The sequence below is a fragment of the Paraburkholderia tuberum STM678 genome (assembly GCF_902833905.1).
GTDB lineage: Bacteria > Pseudomonadota > Gammaproteobacteria > Burkholderiales > Burkholderiaceae > Paraburkholderia > Paraburkholderia tuberum.
This window is the reverse complement of the sequence record NZ_CADFGP010000059.1, coordinates 15860-40376: the sequence shown is the minus strand read 5'-3', so window position 1 is coordinate 40376 and position 24517 is coordinate 15860. Positions and strand designations below refer to the sequence as shown.

At 61.0% G+C, this 24517-nt stretch carries 23 protein-coding genes and 7 pseudogenes; 15 read left to right on the top strand and 15 right to left on the bottom strand.

Translation table 11 applies throughout. From position 1 onward, the window contains the following. Positions 1–596 precede the first annotated feature (596 nt). Positions 597–2435 carry a nif-specific transcriptional activator NifA gene (gene nifA, locus HWY30_RS33570; protein ID WP_090811359.1) on the top strand — a complete coding sequence of 613 codons (1839 nt, stop codon included), beginning with the start codon at positions 597–599 and terminating at the stop codon, positions 2433–2435. A 38-nt stretch (positions 2436–2473) separates the two neighbouring features. Here the strand turns inward: nifA and HWY30_RS33565 are convergent. Continuing rightward, positions 2474–5446 (bottom strand): annotated as a pseudogene (locus HWY30_RS33565) (Tn3 family transposase). 3 nt (positions 5447–5449) lie between these two features. Further along, the gene (locus tag HWY30_RS33560) at positions 5450–6010 is read right to left on the bottom strand and encodes a recombinase family protein (RefSeq protein ID WP_090811357.1); all 561 of its coding nucleotides are present in this window, start codon (positions 6008–6010) and stop codon (positions 5450–5452) included. A 541-nt stretch (positions 6011–6551) separates the two neighbouring features. Between HWY30_RS33560 and HWY30_RS33555 the strand changes: the two genes are divergently transcribed. The 4 genes from HWY30_RS33555 to HWY30_RS33540 all read left to right on the top strand — a co-directional run bounded on the left by HWY30_RS33555 (position 6552) and on the right by HWY30_RS33540 (position 10884). Then, entirely contained in the window at positions 6552–7796 is a 1245-nt protein-coding gene (locus tag HWY30_RS33555) for a benzoate/H(+) symporter BenE family transporter (RefSeq protein WP_090811355.1), read from the top strand. A 45-nt stretch (positions 7797–7841) separates the two neighbouring features. Then, positions 7842–8963, top strand: a complete 1122-nt coding sequence (proB, locus tag HWY30_RS33550; protein WP_090811354.1) for a glutamate 5-kinase — start codon at positions 7842–7844, stop codon at positions 8961–8963. A 2-nt stretch (positions 8964–8965) separates the two neighbouring features. Next, positions 8966–9862, top strand: coding sequence for an aspartyl/asparaginyl beta-hydroxylase domain-containing protein (locus tag HWY30_RS33545; RefSeq protein WP_090811352.1), 897 nt, complete (start codon positions 8966–8968; stop codon positions 9860–9862). A gap of 137 nt (positions 9863–9999) precedes the next feature. After that, the gene (locus tag HWY30_RS33540) at positions 10000–10884 is read left to right on the top strand and encodes a DMT family transporter (protein WP_090811350.1); all 885 of its coding nucleotides are present in this window, start codon (positions 10000–10002) and stop codon (positions 10882–10884) included. A gap of 916 nt (positions 10885–11800) precedes the next feature. Here the strand turns inward: HWY30_RS33540 and HWY30_RS33535 are convergent. From HWY30_RS33535 to HWY30_RS33475, 13 genes and pseudogenes are all read right to left on the bottom strand, one after another. After that, positions 11801–12025 (bottom strand): annotated as a pseudogene (locus tag HWY30_RS33535) (helix-turn-helix domain-containing protein); the annotation flags it as partial. A gap of 11 nt (positions 12026–12036) precedes the next feature. Continuing rightward, positions 12037–12279, bottom strand: a pseudogene (locus tag HWY30_RS33530) (hypothetical protein); the annotation flags it as partial. A gap of 87 nt (positions 12280–12366) precedes the next feature. After that, positions 12367–12666: a ferredoxin family protein gene (locus HWY30_RS33525; protein WP_018423212.1), complete on the bottom strand. Its 300-nt coding sequence runs from the start codon at positions 12664–12666 to the stop codon at positions 12367–12369. Then, positions 12663–13973, bottom strand: a complete 1311-nt coding sequence (locus HWY30_RS33520; protein WP_090811346.1) for an FAD-dependent oxidoreductase — start codon at positions 13971–13973, stop codon at positions 12663–12665. Before HWY30_RS33520 ends, HWY30_RS33525 begins: the two co-directional genes overlap by 4 nt. Positions 13974–13984: 11 nt before the next feature. Continuing rightward, a complete protein-coding gene (locus HWY30_RS33515; protein WP_090811344.1) occupies positions 13985–15088 on the bottom strand; it encodes an electron transfer flavoprotein subunit alpha/FixB family protein in 1104 nt (367 codons plus the stop codon). After that, a complete protein-coding gene (locus HWY30_RS33510) occupies positions 15085–15933 on the bottom strand; it encodes an electron transfer flavoprotein subunit beta/FixA family protein (RefSeq protein ID WP_090811342.1) in 849 nt (282 codons plus the stop codon). Before HWY30_RS33510 ends, HWY30_RS33515 begins: the two co-directional genes overlap by 4 nt. 34 nt (positions 15934–15967) lie before the next feature. Then, positions 15968–16306 (bottom strand): nitrogenase stabilizing/protective protein NifW, encoded by a 339-nt coding sequence (nifW, locus tag HWY30_RS33505; RefSeq protein ID WP_090811340.1) that lies wholly within the window; start codon positions 16304–16306, stop codon positions 15968–15970. A gap of 5 nt (positions 16307–16311) precedes the next feature. After that, positions 16312–16473 carry a hypothetical protein gene (locus HWY30_RS33500; RefSeq protein WP_167368800.1) on the bottom strand — a complete coding sequence of 54 codons (162 nt, stop codon included), beginning with the start codon at positions 16471–16473 and terminating at the stop codon, positions 16312–16314. Beyond that, complete coding sequence (nifV, locus tag HWY30_RS33495) at positions 16470–17606, bottom strand: homocitrate synthase (protein WP_090811338.1); 1137 nt, start codon at positions 17604–17606, stop codon at positions 16470–16472. Before nifV ends, HWY30_RS33500 begins: the two co-directional genes overlap by 4 nt. A gap of 294 nt (positions 17607–17900) precedes the next feature. Continuing rightward, positions 17901–18056: pseudogene (locus HWY30_RS33490) on the bottom strand (2Fe-2S iron-sulfur cluster-binding family protein); the annotation flags it as partial. A gap of 16 nt (positions 18057–18072) precedes the next feature. Beyond that, positions 18073–18447, bottom strand: a complete 375-nt coding sequence (gene erpA, locus HWY30_RS33485; RefSeq protein ID WP_090811336.1) for an iron-sulfur cluster insertion protein ErpA — start codon at positions 18445–18447, stop codon at positions 18073–18075. A 66-nt stretch (positions 18448–18513) separates the two neighbouring features. Then, positions 18514–18648, bottom strand: a pseudogene (locus HWY30_RS33480) (iron-sulfur cluster assembly scaffold protein); the annotation flags it as partial. A gap of 89 nt (positions 18649–18737) precedes the next feature. Beyond that, a pseudogene (locus HWY30_RS33475) lies at positions 18738–18992 on the bottom strand (aminotransferase class V-fold PLP-dependent enzyme); the annotation flags it as partial. A gap of 363 nt (positions 18993–19355) precedes the next feature. On the opposite strand from HWY30_RS33475, the gene HWY30_RS42765 reads away from it, so the two are divergent. The 10 genes and pseudogenes from HWY30_RS42765 to nifT all read left to right on the top strand — a co-directional run bounded on the left by HWY30_RS42765 (position 19356) and on the right by nifT (position 24517). Beyond that, entirely contained in the window at positions 19356–19643 is a 288-nt protein-coding gene (locus HWY30_RS42765; protein WP_341809951.1) for a hypothetical protein, read from the top strand. Between the two features lie 174 nt (positions 19644–19817). Then, positions 19818–21413 carry a nitrogenase cofactor biosynthesis protein NifB gene (gene nifB / locus HWY30_RS33465; RefSeq protein ID WP_090811923.1) on the top strand — a complete coding sequence of 532 codons (1596 nt, stop codon included), beginning with the start codon at positions 19818–19820 and terminating at the stop codon, positions 21411–21413. Between the two features lie 40 nt (positions 21414–21453). After that, positions 21454–21648, top strand: a complete 195-nt coding sequence (locus HWY30_RS33460) for a 4Fe-4S binding protein (protein ID WP_090811334.1) — start codon at positions 21454–21456, stop codon at positions 21646–21648. Between the two features lie 50 nt (positions 21649–21698). Then, complete coding sequence (locus HWY30_RS33455) at positions 21699–22106, top strand: HesB/IscA family protein (RefSeq protein WP_090811332.1); 408 nt, start codon at positions 21699–21701, stop codon at positions 22104–22106. A gap of 15 nt (positions 22107–22121) precedes the next feature. Next, positions 22122–22703 (top strand): hypothetical protein, encoded by a 582-nt coding sequence (locus tag HWY30_RS33450; RefSeq protein ID WP_090811921.1) that lies wholly within the window; start codon positions 22122–22124, stop codon positions 22701–22703. 151 nt (positions 22704–22854) lie between these two features. Beyond that, positions 22855–23235, top strand: a complete 381-nt coding sequence (locus HWY30_RS33445; protein WP_090811330.1) for a nitrogen fixation protein NifZ — start codon at positions 22855–22857, stop codon at positions 23233–23235. Next, on the top strand, positions 23232–23507 hold the full coding sequence (locus tag HWY30_RS33440) for a nitrogen fixation protein NifZ (protein ID WP_090811328.1): 276 nt from the start codon (positions 23232–23234) through the stop codon (positions 23505–23507). Before HWY30_RS33445 ends, HWY30_RS33440 begins: the two co-directional genes overlap by 4 nt. Continuing rightward, positions 23504–23875: a DUF3024 domain-containing protein gene (locus HWY30_RS33435; protein ID WP_090811326.1), complete on the top strand. Its 372-nt coding sequence runs from the start codon at positions 23504–23506 to the stop codon at positions 23873–23875. The genes HWY30_RS33440 and HWY30_RS33435 overlap by 4 nt, the downstream gene beginning before the upstream one ends. Next, positions 23857–24168 (top strand): annotated as a pseudogene (locus HWY30_RS33430) (aminotransferase class V-fold PLP-dependent enzyme); the annotation flags it as partial. The gene HWY30_RS33435 and the pseudogene HWY30_RS33430, both read left to right, overlap by 19 nt. A 130-nt stretch (positions 24169–24298) precedes the next feature. Continuing rightward, positions 24299–24517, top strand: a complete 219-nt coding sequence (gene nifT / locus HWY30_RS33425) for a putative nitrogen fixation protein NifT (RefSeq protein WP_007177241.1) — start codon at positions 24299–24301, stop codon at positions 24515–24517.

Sequence of the window (24517 nt, the reverse complement as noted above, 5' to 3'; positions counted from 1 at the left end):
ACGAAACGAAGCTCGCTGGAGCAATCCAGTCGTCAGGAAACGCCGGATACGTGATCCGTACGTCCGGTGTTGTGGGAGGACGGCGGGGGCAACCCCGCCTCCTACCCGATCTCTTGAAACGTTACGCTAAACGCAGCCATGACTTACCAAACCAGATTAATCGGACCGATAGACTCGCATCTAACGATCTGAAAACAGTTTCCATACGTCCTCGGCCAGTTCAAGACGGACATTTTGTCGCCCGACACGGAAGCGCTTCCTGTGCCAAATATCCCGCTGCGCCGGGCGGGCACGCCCGAAGCGGTCGCAAAGATGGATCATCTTCGTCCGATGCTCGGATGCGGCGAGTTATCTCACGGGCACCGAGGCAGCAATCAATGATGGACGACACCTGTAATCGGCTGCACCTGGAGTAGACAAATCGCAGTTGATTTGAGCGACATCAATGGAACTCGCGTTCCTAACGGAATCCACGCAGCGAAATCGCAAAAGCAGAAAATAAGTACATCAAGGCACTACAGTTTCACCGTCCTTCCATGAAAAAGCATTATCTTTTGAGGTCAGCCCGTGAAATTGGGCGCTAGATCGAGGATGATATGCAACACAATGCCCGCAAATCCGAACAAGGTGACGGGGAGCACGGTCCCCACAACGGGGACGTCGTCATGCTGCATATCGCTTCCGTGCGCGAAAGGCCTGGCTCAAAGTCCGAGACGGACCACGCGGTCCCTATTGTGCAGTGGCACGAGAGCGTGCTTACCGGCATCTTCGAAATATCGAAGGTACTCACCGCCCCCTACCGGCTCGAAGTCGCGTTGGCCAACGTCATCGATCGCCTGCAATCGTTTGTTCAGATGCGGCTCGGTATCGTCTCTCTCTTCGACGATGATGGCGTACCGGACATTACCGTTGGCGCGGACTGGAGCGAAGGCAGCGATGAGCACTACCGGACGCGCCTGCCGCAGAAGGCAATTGACCAGATCATGGCGACGGACAGGCCGCTCGTCGCCGAGAACGTAGCGGTGCATTCGGGCTTCAGTGCCGCCGACATGGGCGTGCTCGGTGCCTCCGACAACATGCGAGTATCGTTCATTGGCGTCCCTATTCGCATCGACGCGAAAGTCGTAGGCACGCTGACCATCGACCGCATCCTGGACTATGGGTCGAACTTCCGGCTCGATTACGACGTGCGGCTGCTTACCATGGTCGCCAACCTGGTGGGGCAGACGGTGAAGCTGCATCGCTTTTTCAAGAGCGACCGCGAGCGACTGATGGCGGGAAAGGACGGGCTGCAAAAGCCATTGTCCGAGCTCAAGCACCCTGCAGGTGAGCGTAAGAAGTTTCAGATCGAGGGGATCATTGGCGACAGCCCGGCGCTGCGCGGGCTGCTCGCGAAGATCGCGGTGGTAGCCGAATCGAACAGCACGGTTCTGTTGCGCGGCGAATCCGGTACCGGGAAGGAGCTGGTCGCCAAGGCCGTTCACGAGCTGTCGCCGCGCGCCAAGCGGCCTTTCATCAAGCTCAATTGCGCGGCGCTCCATGAGACGGTGCTGGAATCCGAATTGTTCGGTCATGAGAAGGGTGCCTTTACCAGCGCTTTCAATTCGCGCAAGGGGCGCTTCGAGCTCGCCGACAAGGGGACGCTGTTTCTGGACGAGATCGGCGAGATCTCGGCCTCGTTCCAGGCAAAGCTGCTGCGCGTCCTGCAGGAGCAAGAATTCGAGCGCGTCGGCAGCAACCAGACCATTAAGGTCGATGTTCGCGTGATTGCCGCCACGAATAAAAACCTGGAAGAGGCGGTGGCAAGGAACGAGTTCCGCGCCGACCTTTATTATCGCCTCTGCGTGGTTCCCTTGCTGTTGCCGCCGTTGCGTGAAAGGCGCAGTGATATTCCGCTCCTCGCCGTTGAGTTTCTCGAGAATTTCAACAGCGAGAACGGCCGTACGCTGACCTTCGATGCGAGCGCGATTGAAGTATTGATGAACTGCGGTTTTCCCGGCAATGTCCGCGAGCTCGAGAATTGCGTGCAGCGGAGCGCGACCTTGGCGCCGGGACCAGCGATCGTGAGAAACGACTTTGCCTGCTGCCACGGCCAGTGCCTGTCCGCGATGCTGTGGAAGAGCCGATCGGACGAAATTGCGCTGCAGCCCGGGCGAATCGTACCAGTGCCCGTGAAGCCGGCTACGCCGCGGGCTGAGGCTGCTACGTCGGGCGCAGTTGCTGCGGTCCAGCCTGTCGGCAGCGAGCGGGCTCCGTTGGCGGCTGGCGGCGCAGTCCTCGGAAGTGATGCGAAGATGACCAACCGCGAGCGTCTCATCGCCGCCATGGAAAGGTCCGGCTGGGTGCAGGCAAAAGCGGCGCGGCTGCTTGGACTGACGCCGCGCCAGATTGGCTACGCGCTGAGGAAATACGGTGTCGAGATCAAGCGTCTCTGAAAGTAGGGGTGCCCTCGAGAAACGGATTTTTTCGTACGCTAAGACTTTGCCCTAGCCGATTTTGCGGTGCGCAGCGGCCTGAATCGCCCCTTGGCAACGCGTTTGTTGGCATGCCATACGTAGTCGCCGGTTAGGTTGATGTGATTCCAGCCGAGCGGCGCGACGTGGGGGATCAGACTCTCGTCGACCTCGCGCTGCTCCCGCAAGCCGGCGATTGAACGTTCCAGATACACCGTGTTCCACAGCGTGATCGCAGCCACCACCAGATTCAGGCCGCCGGCCCGGTAGCGCTGGTTCTCATACGAACGGTCCCGTATCTCACCCAGCCGGTAGAAGAATACGGCGCGGGCCAGTGAATTACGCGCTTCGCCCTTATTCAGCCCGGCGGACACGCGCCGGCGCAAAGCCGGGTCCTGCAGCCACTTCAAGGTGAACAGTGTGCGTTCGATGCGGCCGAGCTCGCGCAGGCCGACCGCAAGACCGTTCTGCCGCGGGTACGCGCTCAGCTTGCGCAGGATCAGCGAGGCCGTCACCGTACCTTGCCGGATCGACGCAGACAGGCGCACCACGTCGTCGAACTCCCGTTCGATCAATTTCCGGCTGATCGATCCTCCGATCAGCGACGACAGCGCCGGCCAGTCGCCCGGCTTGCCGGGCACATACAGATTCTTGTCGGCAAGATCGGCGATGCGCGGCGCGAACTCGAATCCGAGGAAGTGACACAGCGCGAACACGTGGTCGGTGAAGCCAACTGTGTCCGTGTAGTGTTCCTCGATGCGTAACTCGGACTCGTGATACAGCAAGCCATCAAGCACATGCGTGGCGTCCCGCACCGGCGAATTGATGACCTTGGTCTGAAACGGCGCGTACTGATCGGAGATGTGCGTATAGAACAGCACGCCGGGTTCATTGCCGTATTTCGCGTTGCGATATCCGCCGGCCTGGCCATGGCCGCCGGCACGGAAGCGCTGACCATCCGATGAAGAGGTGGTGCCCTCGCCCCAGTACGCGGCAAAGGGCAGGCCATGCTGAAAGTTGATCAGCTCCGCCAGTCCCTTCTGGTAGGTCTCGTCGCGGATATACCAGGCGACCAGCCACGACAGCTTGGCAGCGCTGGTGCCCGGACAGGCGTCCGCCATTTTCTCGAGCCCGAGGTTGAATGCGTCGGCGAGGATGGCAGTCAGCAACAGCGTCCGGTCAGGCGGCTCAGCTTCGCTTTTCAGGTGCGTGAAGTGCCGCGTAAAGTCGGTCCACTGATCGACCTCAAGCAGCAGATCCGTGATCTTCACGCGTGGCATCAGGTCATATAATCAGGTCATATACCTGCTGTGTGGGCACGTCGGCCTCTGCTGGTGTCGCGTCATCCAGCGGTGTGATTTTGAGCCCCTTGTCGTTCAGCTCGACGTCCGGCAACTCGCCCGCTGCCGCAAGCCGGGCTGTTTCGTCGAGGGCTTCGCGTAGACGCTCGAATCGCTCGTCGAGATAGCTCGTCGCCGACGTTTCAACAGCCAGCCCAAGTCGATTCTCGCGATGGTGTGTGTCAAATGTGGCGCGCGGCATCAGATACTCATCGAAGTCCTTGAACTGACGGCTGCCGATTACCGATACGTCACCCGAGCGTAGCGCGTTCTTCAATTCGCTCATGGCGGCCAGCTCGTAGAACTTCCGATCGATACCTCCTTCCTTGACGCGGCTTGACGAAGCCTTTCGGTGCGTCGGCTGGCACCTTGCGCGCATCGGCACGATTCATTGTGCGCAGCGTTCCGATCTCATCCATCAGATCCTGGCGGGCGGCCGCCGCCCGGAAATCGAAGGTGTCGATGAAAGTTCGGGGAATAGCGCTGCAACTGCGTGTAGTGGTCAACGAGCAGTGCCGTCGAATCGAATTCCGCGTCACGCGCGAGCTGTTCGGCTTCGTGCACGCTTGCGGTAAAAGTCTCCCACGGCACAATAGCCTCGATCGCCCGGAACGGATCGTCCCCGGTTTCTTTTGCGGCGATCAGTGCGCCGCCGACTTTCGCATAGAGACGCACCTTGTCATTGACGGCTTTACCCTCGGCAGCGAAGCGCTTTTCATACTTGTGCTTGGCCTTCGTGAAGAACGATCCGATCAGGCGATCATGCAGGTTGAGAATCTCATCGGTCAGCGTCGCGGCGGTGTCGAGCAGAATCGCGACCAGGGTAGCGTGGCGCCGATCAGTTTCATATTCCTCAATCTGGTAGACCGCAGTTTGTTCGCCTTCACGTGCCAGCCGCAGTAGCCGGTTCTGATGGATATCGCGGCCAATGTCCGGCGGCAGGCCCAGCGCCCGGATCTCTTGCAATCGCTCGATATGAGCCAGCACGGCCTTTGCGCTGGGCTCGCCAGGCGATTGCCTTAGCCATGCCAGCTTGCTCACGGGACGATCAGTCAGCAACGACAGGCGCTGATCGAGCGAATTGCGCTGTTCGTCCGTCAACGGCGCGGTCAGCAGCCGGAACACTTCGCGCTGCGCGCGGGTGGCGACGGCGGCACACCGTTTTTCGAGCGCAGCTACCGGCGGCAACAGCACATGCCGGCGTCGAAGTTCTTCCACGGCGGCCTGCGCGAGCACCATGCCCTGCGTGGTCTGCATCGCGACCGGCAACAGCAACTCGACCAGCGCACGATAGTGCAGTCGGCTGAATTGCGCCAGGCCCAACCTGGCCAGGAGTTCCTGCAGATGTTCCCGACGCGTTTCGTCGCGCGTCGCGTATACGTCCCACACCGCCGGCGTGACGCCCAGTTGTGCAGCGACGATACCGATGATCGGCACGTGTGGCTTCTCGGCCGGCCCCAGTACTCGACCCGGAAAGCGCAGGTAGACCATCAGCACTGCGATGCCGAGCCGGTTGTGGCCGCCTCGATGCTGGCGCACGAACGCGAAGTCCTCCGCCGACAACGTGGCCGGGCGAATCAGTTCGCTTTCATCTTCTGGAAAAGCAAACAGCTGGAATCGCTGCGCAGGCGTAAGGAGTTCGCGGCGGGGCACGATTCACCGCGCCGAGCGAAGATACTGATACAGCGTTTCGCGGCTAACGCCAAATTCACGAGCGATCTGGGCTTTACGTTCGCCAGCGTCCACGCGACGGCGAAGGTCGGCAACCTGCGCGTCGGACAAGGCCGGCTTACGACCGCGATAGGCGCCGCGTTGCTGCGCCAGGGCGATGCCCTCACGCTGACGTTCGCGAATCAGCGCACGCTCGAATTCCGCAAAGGCCCCCATTACCGACAACATCAGATTCGCCATCGGCGAGTCCTCGCCCGTGAACGTCAAGCAGTCCTTGGAGAACTCGATGCGCACGCCGCGTTGGGTCAGCGCCTGCACGACATGGCGCAGGTCGTCCAGATTCCGCGCGAGCCGGTCCATAGTATGCGCGACTACCGTGTCGCCGCTGCGCACGAACGTCATCATCGCGTCGAGCTGCGGCCGCTTCGTGTCTTTCCCCGACGCCCTGTCGGTAAAGGTGCGATCGAGCTCGATTCCGTCGAGCTGGCGCTCGGCGTTCTGCTCGAACGAACTGACCCGCACGTATCCGACACGCTGACCGTTCATGGGGAATTTCCGACAAAGGTGTCAGCCTGAAATCTATGACTTCGGCAACTCCCGCAAACAATTGACGGGAAGGCCCTATCCTGACGACTCTGACGGTCTTGCCTGACATCAGGTTAGGGTATGCCCAACCCTGACTCACCCCATCGGGCCCTTGCGCCCAATTGTCCCCGAGACTCCGCCACTACCTGCTCACGTGCCACAGGGTCATCGCACTACAGATGCCTCTGTGCAGGCTCTTGAGGTGGACCGCGTCGGCGGCCTGGCACCAGCTTATCGCTGCCCAGGCTCATTTTCCGTTGGGAATGCGTCCTGGATCAGCTCCAAAACCGCCGTCCAGGCTCATGAGCCGGTGGACAGCACTGAGTGTTAACAATGGTCAAGTCTCTTGTCACTAGTCAAAAACTTCAGACAATTAAGACTAGTCCAATTTACCTCGCATTGGTTAGACAGATATTCTAACCGCCAGCATGCACTCAATGCTCGACTCGACGTCCCAATCCGACGGCTTACTCTCCCGATCTCTCCTTCGGAGATATATACGATGTTTTCCAGAATGCGCGCGGATTTCTCCGCGTCTGCCGCCATCGCCGGACTCATCGCACTTGTAGCAACCTATAGCGGTCCGGTACTGATCGTTGTGCAGGCGGCACAGGCCGGGCATCTTTCTCACAGTCTGCTATCGACTTGGATCTGGGCGGTTTCGATCGGTGCTGGAGCATTAGGTCTGTGGCTTAGCGTACGGCACAAAATGCCGGTCATCGGCGCTTGGTCGACACCCGGCGTAGCACTCCTGATCAGCGGTCTCGCCCACTATCCATTCAGTGATGTTATAGGCTGCTATCTCGTTGTGGCGATCATCATCGCAGTTGTCGGCCTGTCAGGTCTCTTTGGTCGACTGATCCAGTACCTGCCAGCGCATCTGCTCTCCGCCATGATCGCCGGCGTGCTCTTCGAATTCTGCGCTGGGATATTCCAGTCTCTGCAGTCTGCTCCCGCCGTTGTCCTGCCGGTCATTGTTGCGTATGTCGTCTGTCGGCGCATCATCCCGCGCTACGCCGTTGCGCTTGCGCTGCTGACTGGTGTGATCGCGGCGATGTCTGGCACAAACTTCACAGTGCGAGGACTTGACCTGAGTATCGTAAGGCCCGAACTCACGGTTCCAAGCGCTTCTCCCGAAGCGCTGATTGGCCTTGGGCTGCCTTTGCTTCTGCTTGCCCTTACCCAGTATGCCACCTCAATCCACGTTCTCCGTAACGCGGGATACGATATATCGCCCAGATCGGTAGTTGGCGTAAGCGGACTAATGTCCATTCCTCTCTCCCTTTTTGGAAACTCAGGCATCAACCCTGCGGCCATCGTAGGTGCGATGTGTGCGAGCTCCGAATGCCATGAAAATCCACAGCGTCGATACATCTCCGGCGTTGTTTGTGGCATTGGCTACCTCTGCATCGGCACGTTTGGCGCATCCATCATCGCGCTCTTTGCCCGTTTGCCTGAAGGTCTCACAACCACCCTGGCAGGTCTGGCGTTGCTCGGAACGTTCGTCTCAAGCCTCTCGTCCTCCCTCGCCAATGAATCTCATCGCGAATCATCGGTCATTACTTTCGCGGTCACGGTCTCCGGCATGTCTTTCTTGGGCTTAGGCTCCGCACTGTGGGGACTGGTCGCCGGGGTTGTGTTTTCGCTAGCCCTGTCAAGGAGGCACCCCGCAAGTCCCGCCAAGCAATCAGCTGTTGGCGCTCCCGAGAAAGGGACGCCAAATACAGGCCTCTCAGAGCGCACCTGATCCCAATATCGCCAACCCACATAGACAACGATGGCGTACTGAGACATGGCAACCGAGAACAGATGGGTAGTGAAGATTGGCAGTTCGTTGCTTACCAACGACGGCAGAGGGCTTGATCGTGAAGCACTGGCCCGTTGGGTAGACGATATAGCCGGACTGCAGCGCGGCGGCATGGAAATCGTTGTCGTGTCCTCCGGCGCAGTCGCCGAAGGCATGAGCCGGCTTGGATGGCGCAAGAGGCCAGACGACCTTCCATTTCTGCAGGCTGCGGCTGCTGTCGGCCAGATGGGCCTCATGGAAGCATACGGGGCGAGCTTCCGCCGTAGCGGCATATGTGCAGCCCAAGTCCTTCTCACGCACGAAGACTTCGCCAGTCGTCAGCGATACATGAATGTACACGCGACCCTTCGTAAGCTCGCTCAAATGCGCGCCATACCTGTCATCAATGAGAACGATACGGTTAGCACTCGAGAGATCTGTTTCGGTGATAACGACATGCTGGCAGCGCTTGTTGCCAATCTGACCGCTGCCGACCGCCTAGTGATTCTGACGGACCAGCGAGGCCTGTTCTCCCACGATCCACGGATGGATCCGGGTGCCGACTTGATAAGGCAGGCTTCCGCTGAGGACGACAGCCTTTTTGACATTGCCGGAAGCGCGAGCAAATGGGGCCGAGGCGGGATGCTAAGCAAAGTGAAAGCGGCCAGGATGTTCGCCCTTTCGGGTGGCATCACAACGATAGCGTCAGGACGTGTGGAGGGGGTACTCGGACAGATTCGATCCGGCATGGCTGTCGGTACAGAACTACGCCCCGGCCAGCAGCGTCTTCTCAAACACAATCAATGGTTGGCCGGACAGTCAATTACGCACGGCACGATCGTGCTCGATGCTGAAGCCGCGCGCGCGGTTGCGCAGCATGGCCGAAGCATTCGACCGGATGGCGTACTTCATGTACGAGGTAATTTCGACCGCGATCAAGTGATCCAGATTACAGATCCCGAGGAGCGAGCTCTTGCCAAAGGCCTCAGCAATTACAGCGCACGAGAAATGAATCGGATGGTCGGCCCAAGGACGTCTATGGCACACCTTCCACGGAGTGATCAGAGCATCACGGAGTTGGTACATCACGCAAACATCGTTTTGGAACTTTACAAAGGGAGATTGTAGACATGGCGACCAAAACCCGCCTCGTAGGCCGCATCAAGTTCGACAACGCGTTGCTCAAGAAGGATCTGAAAGTGCTGTCCGAGCTGCCAATCATCAAGGAACAGTACGACGAATTCAGTTCAGGAACCTGGATAAACCATTCGCTCTGGAACAGAACTGGCGAATGGACCGACACCCAGTATTCCGACTATGACCATCCGGCCATCCGAACGCAGGTCGGAACTGCGACCGCCTATCTCAGTAGGATCATTGAAGAGTGCTTCGATGTCGAACATATGCGAATGGCACGCGTACGCAATCTCGTCAAGGGACTTGTCATCCCGCACACTGATTTTCTGGAACTCTCCGAAGAAAAAGACCGGTACGTCCGCATCCTGATACCTCTCGAAACCAGCCTCGATTCATACCATACTGAGGAAAATTTCGGGGTCTTCCGGATGCGAAAGGGCGACATCTGGATACTGGAATCAACGGTTCCTCATGCGGCGCTCAACCTCACCACCGACAACCGCCGGATTCTGAGCCTCGATTTTCAGTATGCCGATATCCCAAACCCGCATTACTCTCTGATTTTCAAGGACCGATCAATCCACGACGAGACGGTCGCACCCGCACTGGTAGCGCGCACGAAGCTTGAGCCCGAAGACTTGCACGATTATCTGGAACTCCTGTCCGAGCGCTTCAAAGACAAGGACGACGCTGAACAGATACTGGTCAATCTGTCGGAAATCCAGTTGCGCTTCGACTCACCGGTCAGTGATATCTACCACAATCTAACCGCAGTCGCCCGACTGACTCAACGACACGACCTCATTGAGCATTGTGAAAAGATGCGGAAATTTTATATTGGATCGCGCGTGATGAACGAACGGTTCCCACTTCGCAAGGGCCTCTTCTAGGCATCAGCACCGATGCTGCCGGCGCGCTCTCGGGATTGTTCAATTTGCCCAAAGCGTCTCGGCAGCGTTTGCCGAAGGGATCTGCATCGTCAGGCCTATTCCCGTCCGCTCACACGACGCCAGAAACCTCCAAGCTTATGTCAGCTACACCTGGTGCTTCCACCGTCACGCCTTCGAGTGCGCTCGCACCGCACTTGCAGTTGCATGTTGCCACGCTCCTATTCGGTATCGCCGGAGTCATCGGCCGAGCGACATCTCTGTCTCCATTTACGCTCGTCGAGGCGCGCGCAAGCCTCGCCGCCTTCGCACTGATCTATGTTGCATGGATCAGGAAACTGCCTTTAGGGGTCGAACTCGCCCATCGCCTTTGGTTCGTTATGCTTGGGCTGCTACTTGCTTTCCACTGGTACAGTTTCTTCCATGCCATTCAGCTGTCCGGGGTAACGATAGGTCTTTTGTCCTTCTCGTCGTTCCCGATCTTCGTCGTGCTGCTCGCCCCTTATGTTGACCGGTCGCGTATGAGAAAGCGTGACCTCATACTTGTCCCAGTGATGCTGATCGGACTGCGTCTCATGTTGCCAGGGTCAGATATCGATCTTCACAATCTGGCAGGTCCATTGTGGGGATTGGCGTCCGGCTTAACGTTTGCAATTATGCAGATAGTCGGTCGCGTACTTGTTAAACACCATAGTCCGATCAAGGTTTCCGCGTACCAGAATGCGATTGCGGCTCTCGTTCTGTTGCCATTCATGGTGCATGCGGTGCTGCCCGAAACAGGTATTGAACTCGGTGAAATACTGTTCTTGGGCCTCTTTTGCACAGCGCTGGCCCATACGCTCTTTATTTCCGGAATGCGCTCCGTCACCGCGCAGACGGCGAGCATGTTTACCTATCTGGAACCAGTCTACGGAATCGGCATGGCAGCTCTGCTGCTCCACGAGATACCCAGTGTTCAGACGCTGTCCGGTGGTGTGATTATTCTCGCATCGGTTTTCCTAGCATCGAGGCCCGATGAGCGCTAAAAAAATCGTCCCGGTAGAACGCGCGATTAGTTGTGTAGGCGACAGGTTTCTCATGCAGAAGATTCTCTGAAGCTCATCCGGCGATCCACTGCCCATGCATTCGTAAGTGATGTGCCGCCCCCTCCCGCAATGGAGACTTCCTCGGCAATGCGGTCCACCTGGTCGACCCCCATGTCTGAAGCATACGTTCAACGCGCCGTAGAGTCTGTCGTCCCCACTCACGCGGATATCCTCGACGGTCTTCGCGTCGCAAGCGGTCGACAGGCGGAAATGTACCTCCAGCCTTTAGTGTTTTCCGAATTGCTACGCCGCGAATTCATCGAATGCGAACGCCAGAAACGTCCTGCCTGCGAGCAAGGTGTTTGCGGTATTGATGGCGCGTATCTAAACGTCTCAATCACGGCGCGCGGATGTGCTGCGCTCGACTGGCTACTCAGCATCACGCGATCACCTCGATGGGAACAACTCCGGTGGATGCGCTACGGCGACTAAGTATGCGTACGCGGCGTATATCGCAATTCTCGAAACTGAGGCCGGACAGGCACCGCCAGTTAACCCGAGCGCTGTCGAGTACGAGGAGGTCTTAGCGTACGTAAAAGTCCGTTTCTTGAGGGCACCCCAAGTACTGTCGGACTTGCGGCGTGTCGGGGCCGCGATATCGCGACTGAGGCGGATGGCTCGGAGAAGTCAAATCTGGATTTGGCGCGGACCTTGGCACGATCACTATCGGAAGCGGCCCCCGTGTCGGTGCTAATTCGGTAAGCGTCGAGAACAGCACTTTCGACCTCAGGGGCGGTCGGTATCTCGACTAAGCTGGTGCGAACGCGGCGCTGTCATCGCCGGTTCGACGGCCCTGTCGCGCTCGACCATCAGCTCACGCCGGATGCGGGCAGCGACACAAGCGGTGCTGTTAGCAGCCATCGGCGCGGCGCACCACGAGATGCGCATGTTCCAGCGACGCGAGCAGGCGCAGCACGGTGCTCTTATACAGGCGCGTGCGTCCCGCGAGCGCGCTCAATGACAGAACGGGCGTGCCGTTGCCGAAGGCAGCCAGCAGGGTCAGCGCACGGTCGACTGCTGCCACGCCGCCGGCTGCCAGATTGTCGTCGGCCAACGATGCGATGGCGGGCTGTTTGGACATCGTGTGTCTCCTCAGACGGACCGTTGCAGCAACGCTTCCACTACGCCGAAGCCGAGGTGATCCGCCGGATCGAGCTGCCGTAGTTGTGCGATCAACTGTGTGGCGGTCTCGCGTTCGCCGCGCCGCAGGCCGATGAAGGCGAGCGCCTTTAGCGTGAACAGCCAGAAGCGGGCGGGACCGGGCGCGTGGAGGTTCGCGTCGCCGGCTTGTACCATCTGCCAGTTCTCATTCAACCCGGCGGCATGCGCAGCTGCTATTGGTCCCAGATGGGCCGCGCGGCGGCGGCCGGTTCTCGGTGCAAGCAAACACATGTCGTTCTGGTCTGGCAATGACGATGTTCCTCAACCGAACTTGAACAGGATGCCGTGACCACCGCGCGGGTAGTCCCACTCGATATTCTGGTGGTCGGTACAGAGGATGCGGCAACTGCCGCATTCGAGGCAGCCGTCGGTGATCAGCGTCACCGCGCCGTTGCCTTCGGCCTTGTAGCACGAGGCCGGGCAGACGAAGGTGCAACTCTTCGCGCTGCATTCGCTCTGGCAGACGTCGGCATCCTTGATGTGGACGTGCGGCCGTCCTGCATCGACGCGATAACGGTTCTGGAACAGCTTTTCCTCTACGTTGACGGGTAGGGTGCTCATCGGAAGGCCCTCAGGAGTTTGTAGGCGTCACCCACGATGCCGGAAAGCGAACGGGCTGTGCGGAAGCTCGAAAAAATCTCGCGTTCCTTGCTTTTCTTGTCCTTACCGTCGACCGTAATCATCGTGCGCGCGGCGCGTGCCATGAGGTCGGGGTAGGTCGTGAAGAACTGCGGATTCTGGTGCAGCACGGCCGGCATGTCGCGATACTTGTGCAGGTCTTTCATCACGAAGCTCTGATCGAGCGCGGCCTTGTAGGCCTTGAGCGTGCCGGCGCGGTAGCCGTGGCCCGCGGCTTTCGCGTGGATCACCGTTTCGGCGGCGAGGCGTCCCGTGGTCATCGCAAGATTCGATCCTTCTCGGTGCGCGGCGTTTACGAAACCGCCTGAATCGCCAACGATCATCCAGCCGTTGCCGTAGACCTGCGGGATTGCGTGAAAACCGCCTTCGGGAATCAGATGCGCGCAATACTCCTTCATCTCGCCGCCCGCAATCAGCGGTGCGATCGACGGGTGCTGCTTCATCTTTTCGAGGAGCACGTAGGGGCTCGTGCGGTTGGGGTTTTTCTTGAAGTCGCTCAGCATGCAGCCCACGCCTATGGTGAGCGATTCCTTGTTGGTATAGAGGAAGCCAGTGCCCATCATGCCGTCGGTGATCCTGCCGACCATCTCGATCACGACGCCGTCGTCCTCGCCGACGTTGAAGCGCTGGCGGATCGTCTCCTCCGGCATGAAGAGAATCTCCTTGACGGCGAGCGCAACGTTGCCGGCCCCGATCTCTCCATGAAAGCCCGCCTTGCGCGCGAGCGTCGAATTCACGCCGTCGGCGAGCACCACCACGTCGGCATAGACATCGCCGTGCTCGCGGTCGCACTGCACGCCGACCACCCGGTCGCCGTCCATGATCAGTTCCTTCACCGTGGTCTCGCAGAGCAGCAGTGCGCCGGCTTCGCGCACTTTCGATGAAAACCACTTGTCGAACTGCGCGCGGATGATCGTGTAGCGGTTATAGGGCGGCCTGTTGTAATCCTCGCTGCGCACATGTGTACCGACAAACGACGTATCGTCGAGCACCCACATCCGCTGCTCGATGATGTGGCGCTCCAGCGGCGCATCGTCGCGGAAGTCCGGGATGATCTCTTCGAGCGCCTTCGCGTACAGGATCGCTCCCTGAACGTTTTTGCTGCCCGGATATTCGCCCCGCTCGATCTGCAGCACTTCCAGACCTGCCTTGGCCATCGTGTAAGCGGCAGCGTTGCCGGACGGACCGGCGCCGACCACAATCACATCGAACTGTGAAGGTTTTCTCATCGTGATTCTCCTCAGGCAGCCTGCTTGCGGCGCCGGGTCAAATGCTCCACAAAAGCTTGCTTCAGCGCGGGCAACACTTGCAGTGCATTGCCGACAATCCCGTAGTGTGCGAAATCGAAGATGGGTGCGTTCGGGTCGGTGTTGATCGCCACGATCACGTCTGCGCTTTCCATGCCCACGCGGTGCTGGATCGCGCCGGATATGCCGGCGGCGATGTAGAGCTTGGGCCGCACCGTCTTGCCGGTCTGTCCCACCTGGCGCTCCCCCTCGACCCAGCCGGCCTGCACGCATGGCCGGGTCGCACCCACTTCGCCGCCGAGCACGTTCGCCAGATCGAACGCCAGCTGGAAGTTTTCCGGGCTCTTCAACCCCTTGCCGCCGCTCACGATCACATCGGCATAGGACAGGTTGATCCGGTTGCTGCTCGCATCCGGGATAAAGTCGAGCAGCCTCGTGACGATGTCCGTCTCGATCATCCCCAGCGTTCCATGGACGATGTTGCCGGTGCGTTCGGCGTCGCGCAGCGGCATCGGCATCACGCGCGGGCGCACCGTCGCCATCTGCGGACGGTACGCGAGCGTCATGATCGTGCACAACAGCGAGCCGCCGAAGGTGGGGCGCGTCGCCGCCAGCGCCCGCGACGCGGGATCGATGTTGAGTTCGGTGCAATCGGCGGTCAGCCCGGTCAGCAGGGTCGTCGCTACGGAGCCGGCGAGGTCGCGGCCCATCGACGTCGCGCCCAGCAGCAGGATCTCGGGCTGATGCCGGTTGACGAGGTCGGTCAGCCCTTTCGTGAACGGCTCGTTGCGATAGCCTTGCAAGACCGGGTCGTGGACGATGTACGCATCGTCCGCGCCGTAAGTGAAGGCTTCTGCGGCGAACTGTTCGAGCGGTTCATTCGCGCCGCCGAGCACCGCGATGCCCACTCGGCTGCCGAGCGTGTCGGCCAATTTGCGCGCTTCACCGAGCAGTTCCCACGAGACGCTGTGCACGTGTCCACGGTCGTGCTCGATAAAGACCCAGACGCCTTTGTAGGCCTTCAGGTGTTTCGGCAGTTCGAGATTGCGTCCTGCGCGGCCGGCGGGTTTCTTCGCGGGGGCGGCGGGTGTGTTCATGAACCCTCCTTCATCAGCAGGTCAGCTTCCAGGGTAGGATGGCGCGCGAAGATCTTTTGCAGCAGGTTCACCGACACGTCGCAAAGACTCGATGCGTCGAGGTCGAGCATCTCCGCTTTCTCGCTGCGCGGCGTCGGTCCAAAGACTTTGCTGACCACTGTCGGCGAGCCCTTCAGGCCGATCTTGCTGAGATCTTCGATGCCGGCCTGTTCGCAGTTCCATTTGTGCACCGGATAGCCGGCCGCATGAATCATCGCGGGCAGCGTCGCAAAGCGCAGTTCGTTGGTGTTCTCCAGCATTGTGATCAGGCACGGCAGCGCAGTCCTGAGCACGTGCACGCCGCCCTCGGCGCGGCGCTCGACGGTGATCGTGCGCGCATCGAGAGCGGTCTCGACGATGCGCGACACGTAGGTCAGCAGTTGCAGCCCGAGGCGTTTGGCGATACCGGGGCCGACTTGCGCGGTGTCGCCGTCGATCGTCTGCTTGCCAGTGAACACGATGTCCACCGCCTGCTCCTTCGCGATCTGCTGGATACCCGCTGCCAGCGCGTACGACGTAGCGAGCGTATCCGCGCCAGCGAATGCACGGTCGGTGAGCAGCACGGCGTCGTCCGCGCCGAAGCTGATGCACTTGCGCAGCGCTTCCTCGGCCTGCGGCGGGCCCATGCAAAGCAACGTGACCTTGCCGCCGAAGCGGTCCTTCAGTCGCAGCGCCTCTTCGAGTGAAAACAGGTCATACGGGTTGACGATCGCCGGAACACCCTGGCGCATGATCGTGTTGGTGACCGGATGAACGCGGATCTGCGTCGAGTCCGGGACCTGCTTGATGCAGACGACAATGTGCATGGTCTTAACGATGTGCATGGTCTTGCTCCACCTGTCAGGCAAGGGTGCGCGCGGGCAGCGACGCGCGCAGACTGTCGAGTGAAACGTGCTGCCGCCCATTTGTGTCCCGGAACACCTTGAACACTTTTTCCTGCGCCGGCGTGGAGGTGACGAAGTCGCCGTAAGCCTTCAGCAGCAGCGCGTGATATGACGCGAACAGGGCGGGTTCGTCGCCTTCCGGCAGCGCGTCCTGTTGCTGGATGTACTGAAAAAAGCGCTTGAGGATGTGCAGTCGACTCACGTTGACGACCTTCTGGTCGAACGCAATGCCGAAGAACTGCAGGAAGTCCTCGGCTGAGGACAGCGCCTTGAGTTGCTGGACAAAGCTTTCCATCGCGTTTACTCCTTGCAAGCGGATGAGGATAGGTATGGACAGAGCGTCGGCTCGGCGAAGTACTTGTCGCAGGCGCCGCTGGTGGCGCTGGTGGCGCACGGCGTCGTCGCGCCCGACTGTTCGGGTCGCGCGACGCACTTCGTGAAGCCGACCACAGCGCCGCTCATGACAATTCTCCGACGGTGTAGCGCAACTCGATCAGGAAGCGATACAGGTCGGCGGCGCTGGGCGTTTGCTTGTGCTGGGCGGCATGGTGGCGGATCCGGGTCAGCAGCAGCACGAGCAGCTTTTCACTGACGGCCAGGCCGAGCGCGTCATAAGCCCGGCGCACGCTTTGCGAACCCGAATGCTTGCCGAGCACGACCGAGCGTTCGCGACCGAGTTCGGCGGGATCGAAGCTTTCGTAGGTCGATGCATTCTTCGCGAGCCCGTCTGTGTGGATGCCGGACTCGTGCGTGAATACGCTGGCGCCGACAATGCTTTTGTTAAGCGCGACCGGGCGTCCTGAGGCCCGTTCGACAAGCCGCGAGATGCTCAATAGCGCGGTCGTGTCGACGCCGGTGTTGCGACCCATGATATGGCGCACGCCCATCACGATCTCCTCCAGCGCGGCATTTCCGGCGCGTTCGCCGAGACCATTGACAGTGGTGTTGGCGTGGGTTGCGCCGGCGCGCAGTGCGGCAAGGGTGTTCGCGGTCGCGAGCCCGAGGTCGTTGTGCGCGTGGATTTCGATTTCCAGATCGACCGCGTCGTGCAATCGCGCAATCGCTTCATAGGTCGAAAAAGGATCGAGGACGCCGAGCGTGTCCGCAAAGCGGATGCGTTGCGCACCGCACTGTTGCGCGTGCCGCGCCACGTCGGCAAGGAACGAGGGGTCCGCGCGCGAGGCATCCTCCGCGCCCAGCGAAACCTTGCGGCCGCTTTTGACGGCGGCGCTGATCACGCGATTCACCTGCGCGAGCACCCACGAGCGCGGCTGGCGCAATTTGTGTTGAAGTTGGATATCGGACACGGGAATCGACAGGTGAATGATGTCGGGATTGCAGCACAAGACCGACGCCAGGTCCGCGTCGGTGAGACGGCCCCAGACCATCAGATCGGCGTCGAGATTCAGCGCGACGATGGTCTGGATGCAATCGATTTCCTCGGCACCCATCGCGGGGATACCGATTTCCAGTTCGGGTACGCCGGCGCTTGAGAGCGCCTCGGCAATCGCGCATTTTTCGGCAACCGTGAATGCGACGCCAGCGGTCTGTTCGCCGTCGCGCAGTGTGGTGTCGTTGATGATCGGATTCGACACGGGAAGTTGTCCTTTAGGCATTTGAACATACGGTTTGCAAGTACTGCGCCATGCACGCTTAGTGCGAATAGCCGCTTGCCGCGGGGCTTTCCGGTGTTCGCTGGCGCTGTGATGAAGCGGTTCCAACGAAGACCTGTCGCGAATGTCCTGTTTCGAACAGCCAGGTGTAGCGATGAACACGGCGCTGCAGAAAGCGATGCGCGATGCGATAGGCGTGGTCAGCCAGGACGTGCGCTCGCGGCGATGACCGCTATGGCGCTTGAAGAGGCCGCACAGCGCTAAGGACGCATGCCCTCAATGCTCACGCGCGAGCTCGCGCGTATGTGGCGGCAGTTCGATCGTCAGGTCGGCGTCGTGCAGCTTCACGCAGCACGCGAGACGCGATTGCAGGTCAAGGCCCCACGCATTGTCGAACTGGTTGTTCTCCTCGTCGTCGGGAGGCGCCAGTGAGATTTTCCTGATTGCCTCACACGGAAAACGAATTGCCGCAGCCACAGGTGCTCTGCGCATTGGGGTTGTGAATGACGAAGCGCGAACCTTCCAGGCCGTCTTCGTAGTCGACGCGCGCGCCGGGCAGGTATTGCTGGCTCATCGAATCGACCAGCAGCGTGACGCCGTCCGTGACGGTCTGCATGTCGTCGTCCGCCACCTGGTCGTCGAACGCGAAGCCGTACTGCAAGCCCGAACAGCCGCCGCCGGACACGTACAGCCGCAGCTTCAGGTTGGGATTGCCTTCTTCCTCGATCAGCGAGGCCACTTTCGCAGCGGCCTGAGGCGTGAATTCGAGTAGGCCGGGCATGACGCCGGGTGTGGCGGAAGCCGGTTGGGTGAGCGTTTCCATGGAGGTTCCTCTCAGGCTTGAATGGACTCACTTCGGGTTAGACGAGCAGGTCGGTTGCTCGGCGAGTTACAGGTCGTCGGCTGCTGCGCCTCGAATCGTCTGGCGCGAGCGAAAGTCAGACACGGCCGCCTTGATCGCGTCCTCGGCGAGAATCGAGCAGTGGATCTCGACCGGCGGCAATGGCAGTACCTCGACGATCTGATGCGTGCACAACGTCCCCGAGCGCATGCCGCGCTCGTGGACGCCGCCGTGCATTTGGCGCGCGATCCGCATGCGCGGCCGGAGCTCCACGAGGTCCAGACAATCTCGTGCGGGTCCCCGTTGACGAGCGAGCTGACCTGCTCGCGGGCCAGTTCCACCGCTTCTTCGCCGACCGAGCCGTAGGCATGCGAACGGCTGGCGGGATTGCCGTACATCTCGCTCAGGTAAGGCGGCATGCGTCTGATCACGCGCGGATCGACCGGCGTGGTGGCGGCATGACCCAGATGCACCGGGTTGGCGCCGCGCGGATGGAGGCCGGTATTCACGCGTTGGAAATCCGACATCGCAGGCTCCTGAAAGCGGGGTAATGCGACCTTCAGGGCAACTTCCATGCCAGTGGATTTTCACGCTCTAGTGGCCTCTTTCAGCTGGGCCGCTGTTGTTTCGCTGTTGTTTTTGTGTCGATGCGCCCGACGAGTGAGGATTGCCGCCGTTCTTTTTGTCGGATTTGTCGTTACGCGCGCTGGATTGACATGCGCGATGGCTGAATCGTCAGGCGTAGAAATGCGCTTACTTCAAACGCTGTGTCTTTGCGTCGATCGTGCGCCTTGCGCTGGTACATCGAAAGCGCGCAGCGCACGAAGGGGAAGTCAACGGTGAACATTCAGGCAAGCGTTGGACGGCAAGCGTTGGACGGAGTCTACGAGGTGAGCAAGACGCTGGTTTCGTCGCTCGATGTGGCGAAAGCCTTCCGCGAGTCCCTGAACTATCTTGTGCAGACGATGGAGTGGCGGCGCGCCTTTGTGGTGCTGGCCGAACCGGACGGGCAACTGCGCGGCCTGAGCGCTACGGGTCTTTCGCGTGACGAGCAGCAGCGGACGACCGCACGTTCGCGACATCGCAAGCCGGGGAAGCCGGAGGGTGAACGCGAACGATTGATCTGGTTTGTGCGGGTCCATCTCGCTGGTTCAGAACATGCTGTCCGGGTCGTGTGAGATTTGTCGCAACACCGACACGACGCAACGAAATTGTAGGGATACGTCGCGCGCCGGGATCAAACAGAACTGCGAAATATATCCTAACCCGTTGATTCCTGGCGTTCTTGTCGAGTGGCATGGATCTGGCTCTATGGCTTGCGCGCGGCCGCCGTTGGTTGCGAGGAGATATCCATGCAAGCGAGTTCAAATGCGAGCGACTTGCCCGCAGCGGCCTATATCAGCGTCGGGCAGATTAAACCGCTCGGCGTGAAGATCGAAGACCCGTCCACCGGTGGCGGCTGCGGCACGCACGGTGGCGAGGGTAAGGCCAGCTGCGGCGCGTCGGGTAGTCTCGACGACATGCCGCCGGACATCTGGGAGAAGGTCAAGAATCACCCATGCTACTCGGAAGAAGCCCATCATCACTATGCGCGCATGCATGTGGCGGTGGCGCCGGCTTGCAACGTCCAGTGCAACTACTGCAACCGCAAATACGACTGCGCGAACGAGTCGCGTCCCGGCGTGGTCTCTCAGAAGCTAACGCCGCAACAGGCAGTGAAGAAGGTCGTGGCGGTCGCAAGCGAGATTCCCCAGATGACGGTGCTTGGCATCGCCGGTCCCGGTGATTCGCTGGCGAGCCCGAAGAAGACCTTCGAGACGTTCCGGATGCTGCAGGAACAGGCGCCGGACATCAAGCTGTGCCTGTCGACCAATGGCTTGGCGTTGCCCGACCTCGTGGACGAAATCTGCAAGTACAACATCGACCACGTGACAATCACCATCAACATGGTCGACCCGGCGGTGGGCGAGAAAATCTATCCGTGGATTTTCTTGAAGCACAAGCGCGTGACCGGTTACGAAGCAGCCCGCATCCTTCATGACCGGCAGATGCAGGGTCTCGAGATGCTCACCGCACGCGGCGTGCTGACCAAGATCAACTCGGTGCTGATTCCCGGCATCAACGAGGAGCACCTGATCGAGGTCAACCGCGACGTCAAAAAACGCGGCGCGTTCCTGCATAACATCATGCCGCTGATCTCGCAGCCCGAGCACGGCACTCACTTTGGCCTGAGCGGCCAGCGCGGACCGACTGCGCAGGAACTCAAGGCCGTGCAGGACGCCTGCATGGGCGGCGCCAACCTGATGCGTCATTGCCGCCAGTGCCGCGCGGATGCGGTTGGCCTGCTGGGCGAGGACCGCAGCGAGGATTTCACGCTCGACAAGATCGAGCGGATGGAAGTGGTCTACGACCTCGACCGCCGCCGTGAATACCAGCAGCGCGTCGAAGCCGAGCGTCAGGCGCAGCACGACGCGAAGCAGGAAGCGCTGGCTGTCTCTCGCGAGATCGACGTCGCCGACGACATGAAGGCGCTGGTCGCGGTCGCAACGAAGGGCGGCGGCCGGGTCAACGAGCACTTCGGCCACGTCACGGAGTTTCAGATCTTCGAGGTCTCGGCAGCCGAAGCGCTGTTCGTCGGCCATCGCCGGGTGGACCTGTATTGCCTGGGCGGTTACGGCGACGACGAGCAACTCCCGTCGGTCGTGCGCGCGCTCGACGACTGCCACGCGGTGCTGGTCGCGAAGATCGGCGCCTGCCCGAAAGACGAACTGGCGCAAGCGGGCATCGAGCCGGTCGATCAGTACGTCGGCGAATTTATCGAAAAAGCGGTGCTTGCCTGGTTCAACGACTACCGCAGTCGCATCGCCAGCGGCGCCATCGTGCACCGGGACCGCGGCGATGCTTCGATCCGCCAGGGCGCTTACACCTCGTCAGCCTCAGCGGCGTGACACCCCACACCCTTCCAGACAGGACAACAGGAGAGCCTCCATGCCTCTGAAGATTATCGCGTCCACCTGTACGGGATGCTCGGCCTGCGAACCGGAATGCCCCAATGTCGCGATCAGCGACAAAGGCGGCGTGTTCGCGATCGACCCCAAGAAATGTACCGAATGCGAAGGCCACTTCGACGACCCGCAGTGCGTCGCCGTGTGTCCCGTGGACGGCTGCATCGTTCAGGTTTGAGTCTGGCTCGTGGCCGGGCCGGCCATTCATCCATCAGGAGACTACGCATCATGCTGTCCAACGTAACTGTTACGAGCGCCGCCGAGAAGTTCATGCGTCGTATCGTGCGCTTTTCGGGCCTGCCGGCTGGCGCCGGCTTTCGTCTGGTGGTGAGCGCCGGCGGCTGTTCCGGGTATACCGCGGAATTCACCGCCGAGCCGGCGCTGCAACCAGGCGAACAGGAACTCGACATCAACGGCCTGCGCGTATTCCTGCCGGCTGAGAGCCGGCTGATGCTCGAAGGCATAACGATCGATTTCGCCGACACGCCAACCCAGTCCGGCTTGATCTTCTTCAATCCGAACCAGGCCGCTTGTGGTTGCAGCAGCAGTGCGGAATCGGCGCCGCCGGGCGTGGCGACCATCGATGTCAGCGCGATTGGCCGCGGGCGGCCGCCGCTGCCGCGTCAGATCTCCTGAAGAGGAGCGATGGCGATGGAGTCCGGCGACCGTGCCCTCGACGACGTAATGACCGCGTTTGCGCAGAGAACGATTGGCGGCGGCTTGCCGTCGGGCGTCAATGCATTGATCGCCGAGGCGGGTCGGTTGCGCGAGCGCCCCGACGAGGCGCTCGCGCTGTTGCAACGCGCCCGCGCCGCCGCGCCGCGCCATCCGGTGCCGTTGATCGCGCTGTACCGCTTTTACTTCTACGGCCATCAATTGGCGCAGGCGCGTGCGATCGGCGAAGACGCGCTGGCGGTCGCCCGCACCGCGCTGGGCTCGGATCTCGGCGACGAACCGCTTGCAACCGCGATCGTGACCACGCGTTATGACGCGGCCGCGCGCTTTTATCTGTTCACGCTGAAGGGCCTCGCGTACCTCAACATGCGTCTCGGCGACTTTGAAGAAGCGCGCATGCGACTGCGCGAATTGCGCCGGCTCGATCCCGAAGACCGGGTGGGAGGCGCGCTGCTTTCGCAAGTCTTGGATCGTCATGAGACCGGCGTCGGGTCCGACGATGCAATGGATGCGCTGAGTGCGTATCCGACGCGCGGCTGGACGGGGACGCAACCATGAACGTACAGAACGTGCGCGTACCAGGCGGCGACATTGCACCGCGCCACTGGCAGGGCGGCCCGCTCGACTGCGCCGGCCGTCGGGCGAGGTCGCGAACCTGATGACCACCGGACAGACGCAACGATCAGCAGGAGATCAGCAGGAGTGAAGCATGGCTGACATCAACCGCGACGACGACCTGCTCGAGGTCGCGTTTCCCCCGCGCTTCAACTACGGCGAGCGCGTGATCGCACGCGCGGTGATCCGCAACGACGGCACTTACAACGGCAAGGACATCGGCGAAGTGCTGGTGAACAAGGGCGAGATTGGCTACGTCACCAGCATCGACACCTTCCTTCAGCAGTTCTATATCTACGCGGTGGATTTCGTCGAGAGCGGCCACCGTGTCGGCATGCGCGCGAAAGAGCTATGCACGCTCGACAACCTGCCGGACGACGTGCTGCAAGGCTTGGGCGAGCGGGCCGAAGCGCTGCACAAGATCGGCACGCGGGTCCAGCCGGAAACGTCGCAACCGCAGGAGCCGTCAGCATGAGTATCGAACCGGTTCAGCCTGCTTATCAGTGGGGCATGCGCGTGATCGCGCTGGATGACCTGTGCAACGACGGCAGCTTTCCGGAGCGCGGCCAGGACGATTGTCTGGCCGAGGCGGGTACGGTCGGCGAAATCGTCAACGTCGGGCAGGTGGTTGAGAGCGGCGAGCCGGTCTATCTGGTGCAGTTCGGCAACTGTGTCGTCGGATGCACGGAGAATGAAATTGCGCCCGCACCCGCCGGCCTGCTACCCGAAGAAGGAGCCATGTCATGACGGTTCAGGCGAGCGCGCCAGAAGCGGCGCCGCCGCGCGACGGTTTGCGCGCGGGCCGCCCGTTCGACCTGACCCAGCGCCAGATCGAGCAAGCGTTGCGCGAGCGTACCCGCTACCGCTATGTGCTGCCGCGCGTGCTGCGCGACGGGCAGGGGTTCCGTGTCGAGAGCCCGTGCTGCTCCCGCAATGTCGACGCGAATGGCGGGCTGATCGACATAGCCTGGCTCACGCGCGATGAAGACGGTACGTGGCACCTGAGCGCGCGCGATCATGCGTCGCACCGATGGATGCCCCAGCATGAGAGCACCGATCTGGCCGAGCTGCTGGACACGCTGTGCATCGATCGCGAATGCGTGTTCTGGCCGTGAAGCAAACTAACGGAGCCGGGCGACGATCTATCTCGACCACAACGCGACCATGCCGCCAGCCTCCGCCGTGGCAGGCGATGCTGTCCATCCTGACGGATGTGTGGGGCAACGCGTCGTCGCAGCATGCCGTCGGGCAGCAGGCGAAGGGCACGCTCGCTGCGGCCCGCGCGACGATCGCGCGAGCGCTCGGTGGCAAGCCCGCAGAGTTGATCTTCGCCAGCGGCGCCACCGAAGCCAATCACCTGGCTGTGTGCGGGCTGCACGCGGCGGCGCCGGAGGGCCGGCACCGTGGCGTATTCAGCGCGATCGAACATGCAGCGCACCTGAAGCCGGCGCGTGCGCTGGCTGCACACTGCTGGAGGAAGCAGCGCATCCCGCTTGAACCTGGTTTGAACCTGTCATCAATCTCCGGAGTCCGCAACCATGAAAGTCATGATCCGCAAGGACAGCAAGGGCGCGCTGAGCGCCTACGTGCCAAAGAAGGACCTGGAAGAGCCCATTGTCGCGATGGCGCAGCCCGGGATGTGGGGCGGTCTCGTCACACTTGCGAACGGCTGGCAACTCGAATTGCCCGCGATGGCCGACGATACGCCACTGCCCATCACGGTCGAAGCGCGGCGCATTGCTGGCGTGGAGGAGTGA

Coding starts and splice junctions, on each gene's coding strand:
- nifA (WP_090811359.1), top strand. CDS start 597: ATGCAACACAATGCCCGCAAATCCGAACAAGGTGACGGGGAGCACGGT.
- HWY30_RS33560 (WP_090811357.1), bottom strand. CDS start 6,010: ATGAACGGTCAGCGTGTCGGATACGTGCGGGTCAGTTCGTTCGAGCAG.
- HWY30_RS33555 (WP_090811355.1), top strand. CDS start 6,552: ATGTTTTCCAGAATGCGCGCGGATTTCTCCGCGTCTGCCGCCATCGCC.
- proB (WP_090811354.1), top strand. CDS start 7,842: ATGGCAACCGAGAACAGATGGGTAGTGAAGATTGGCAGTTCGTTGCTT.
- HWY30_RS33545 (WP_090811352.1), top strand. CDS start 8,966: ATGGCGACCAAAACCCGCCTCGTAGGCCGCATCAAGTTCGACAACGCG.
- HWY30_RS33540 (WP_090811350.1), top strand. CDS start 10,000: ATGTCAGCTACACCTGGTGCTTCCACCGTCACGCCTTCGAGTGCGCTC.
- HWY30_RS33525 (WP_018423212.1), bottom strand. CDS start 12,666: ATGAGCACCCTACCCGTCAACGTAGAGGAAAAGCTGTTCCAGAACCGT.
- HWY30_RS33520 (WP_090811346.1), bottom strand. CDS start 13,973: ATGAGAAAACCTTCACAGTTCGATGTGATTGTGGTCGGCGCCGGTCCG.
- HWY30_RS33515 (WP_090811344.1), bottom strand. CDS start 15,088: ATGAACACACCCGCCGCCCCCGCGAAGAAACCCGCCGGCCGCGCAGGA.
- HWY30_RS33510 (WP_090811342.1), bottom strand. CDS start 15,933: ATGCACATTGTCGTCTGCATCAAGCAGGTCCCGGACTCGACGCAGATC.
- nifW (WP_090811340.1), bottom strand. CDS start 16,306: ATGGAAAGCTTTGTCCAGCAACTCAAGGCGCTGTCCTCAGCCGAGGAC.
- HWY30_RS33500 (WP_167368800.1), bottom strand. CDS start 16,473: ATGAGCGGCGCTGTGGTCGGCTTCACGAAGTGCGTCGCGCGACCCGAA.
- erpA (WP_090811336.1), bottom strand. CDS start 18,447: ATGGAAACGCTCACCCAACCGGCTTCCGCCACACCCGGCGTCATGCCC.
- nifB (WP_090811923.1), top strand. CDS start 19,818: ATGCAAGCGAGTTCAAATGCGAGCGACTTGCCCGCAGCGGCCTATATC.
- HWY30_RS33460 (WP_090811334.1), top strand. CDS start 21,454: ATGCCTCTGAAGATTATCGCGTCCACCTGTACGGGATGCTCGGCCTGC.
- HWY30_RS33455 (WP_090811332.1), top strand. CDS start 21,699: ATGCTGTCCAACGTAACTGTTACGAGCGCCGCCGAGAAGTTCATGCGT.
- HWY30_RS33450 (WP_090811921.1), top strand. CDS start 22,122: ATGGAGTCCGGCGACCGTGCCCTCGACGACGTAATGACCGCGTTTGCG.
- HWY30_RS33445 (WP_090811330.1), top strand. CDS start 22,855: ATGGCTGACATCAACCGCGACGACGACCTGCTCGAGGTCGCGTTTCCC.
- HWY30_RS33440 (WP_090811328.1), top strand. CDS start 23,232: ATGAGTATCGAACCGGTTCAGCCTGCTTATCAGTGGGGCATGCGCGTG.
- HWY30_RS33435 (WP_090811326.1), top strand. CDS start 23,504: ATGACGGTTCAGGCGAGCGCGCCAGAAGCGGCGCCGCCGCGCGACGGT.
- nifT (WP_007177241.1), top strand. CDS start 24,299: ATGAAAGTCATGATCCGCAAGGACAGCAAGGGCGCGCTGAGCGCCTAC.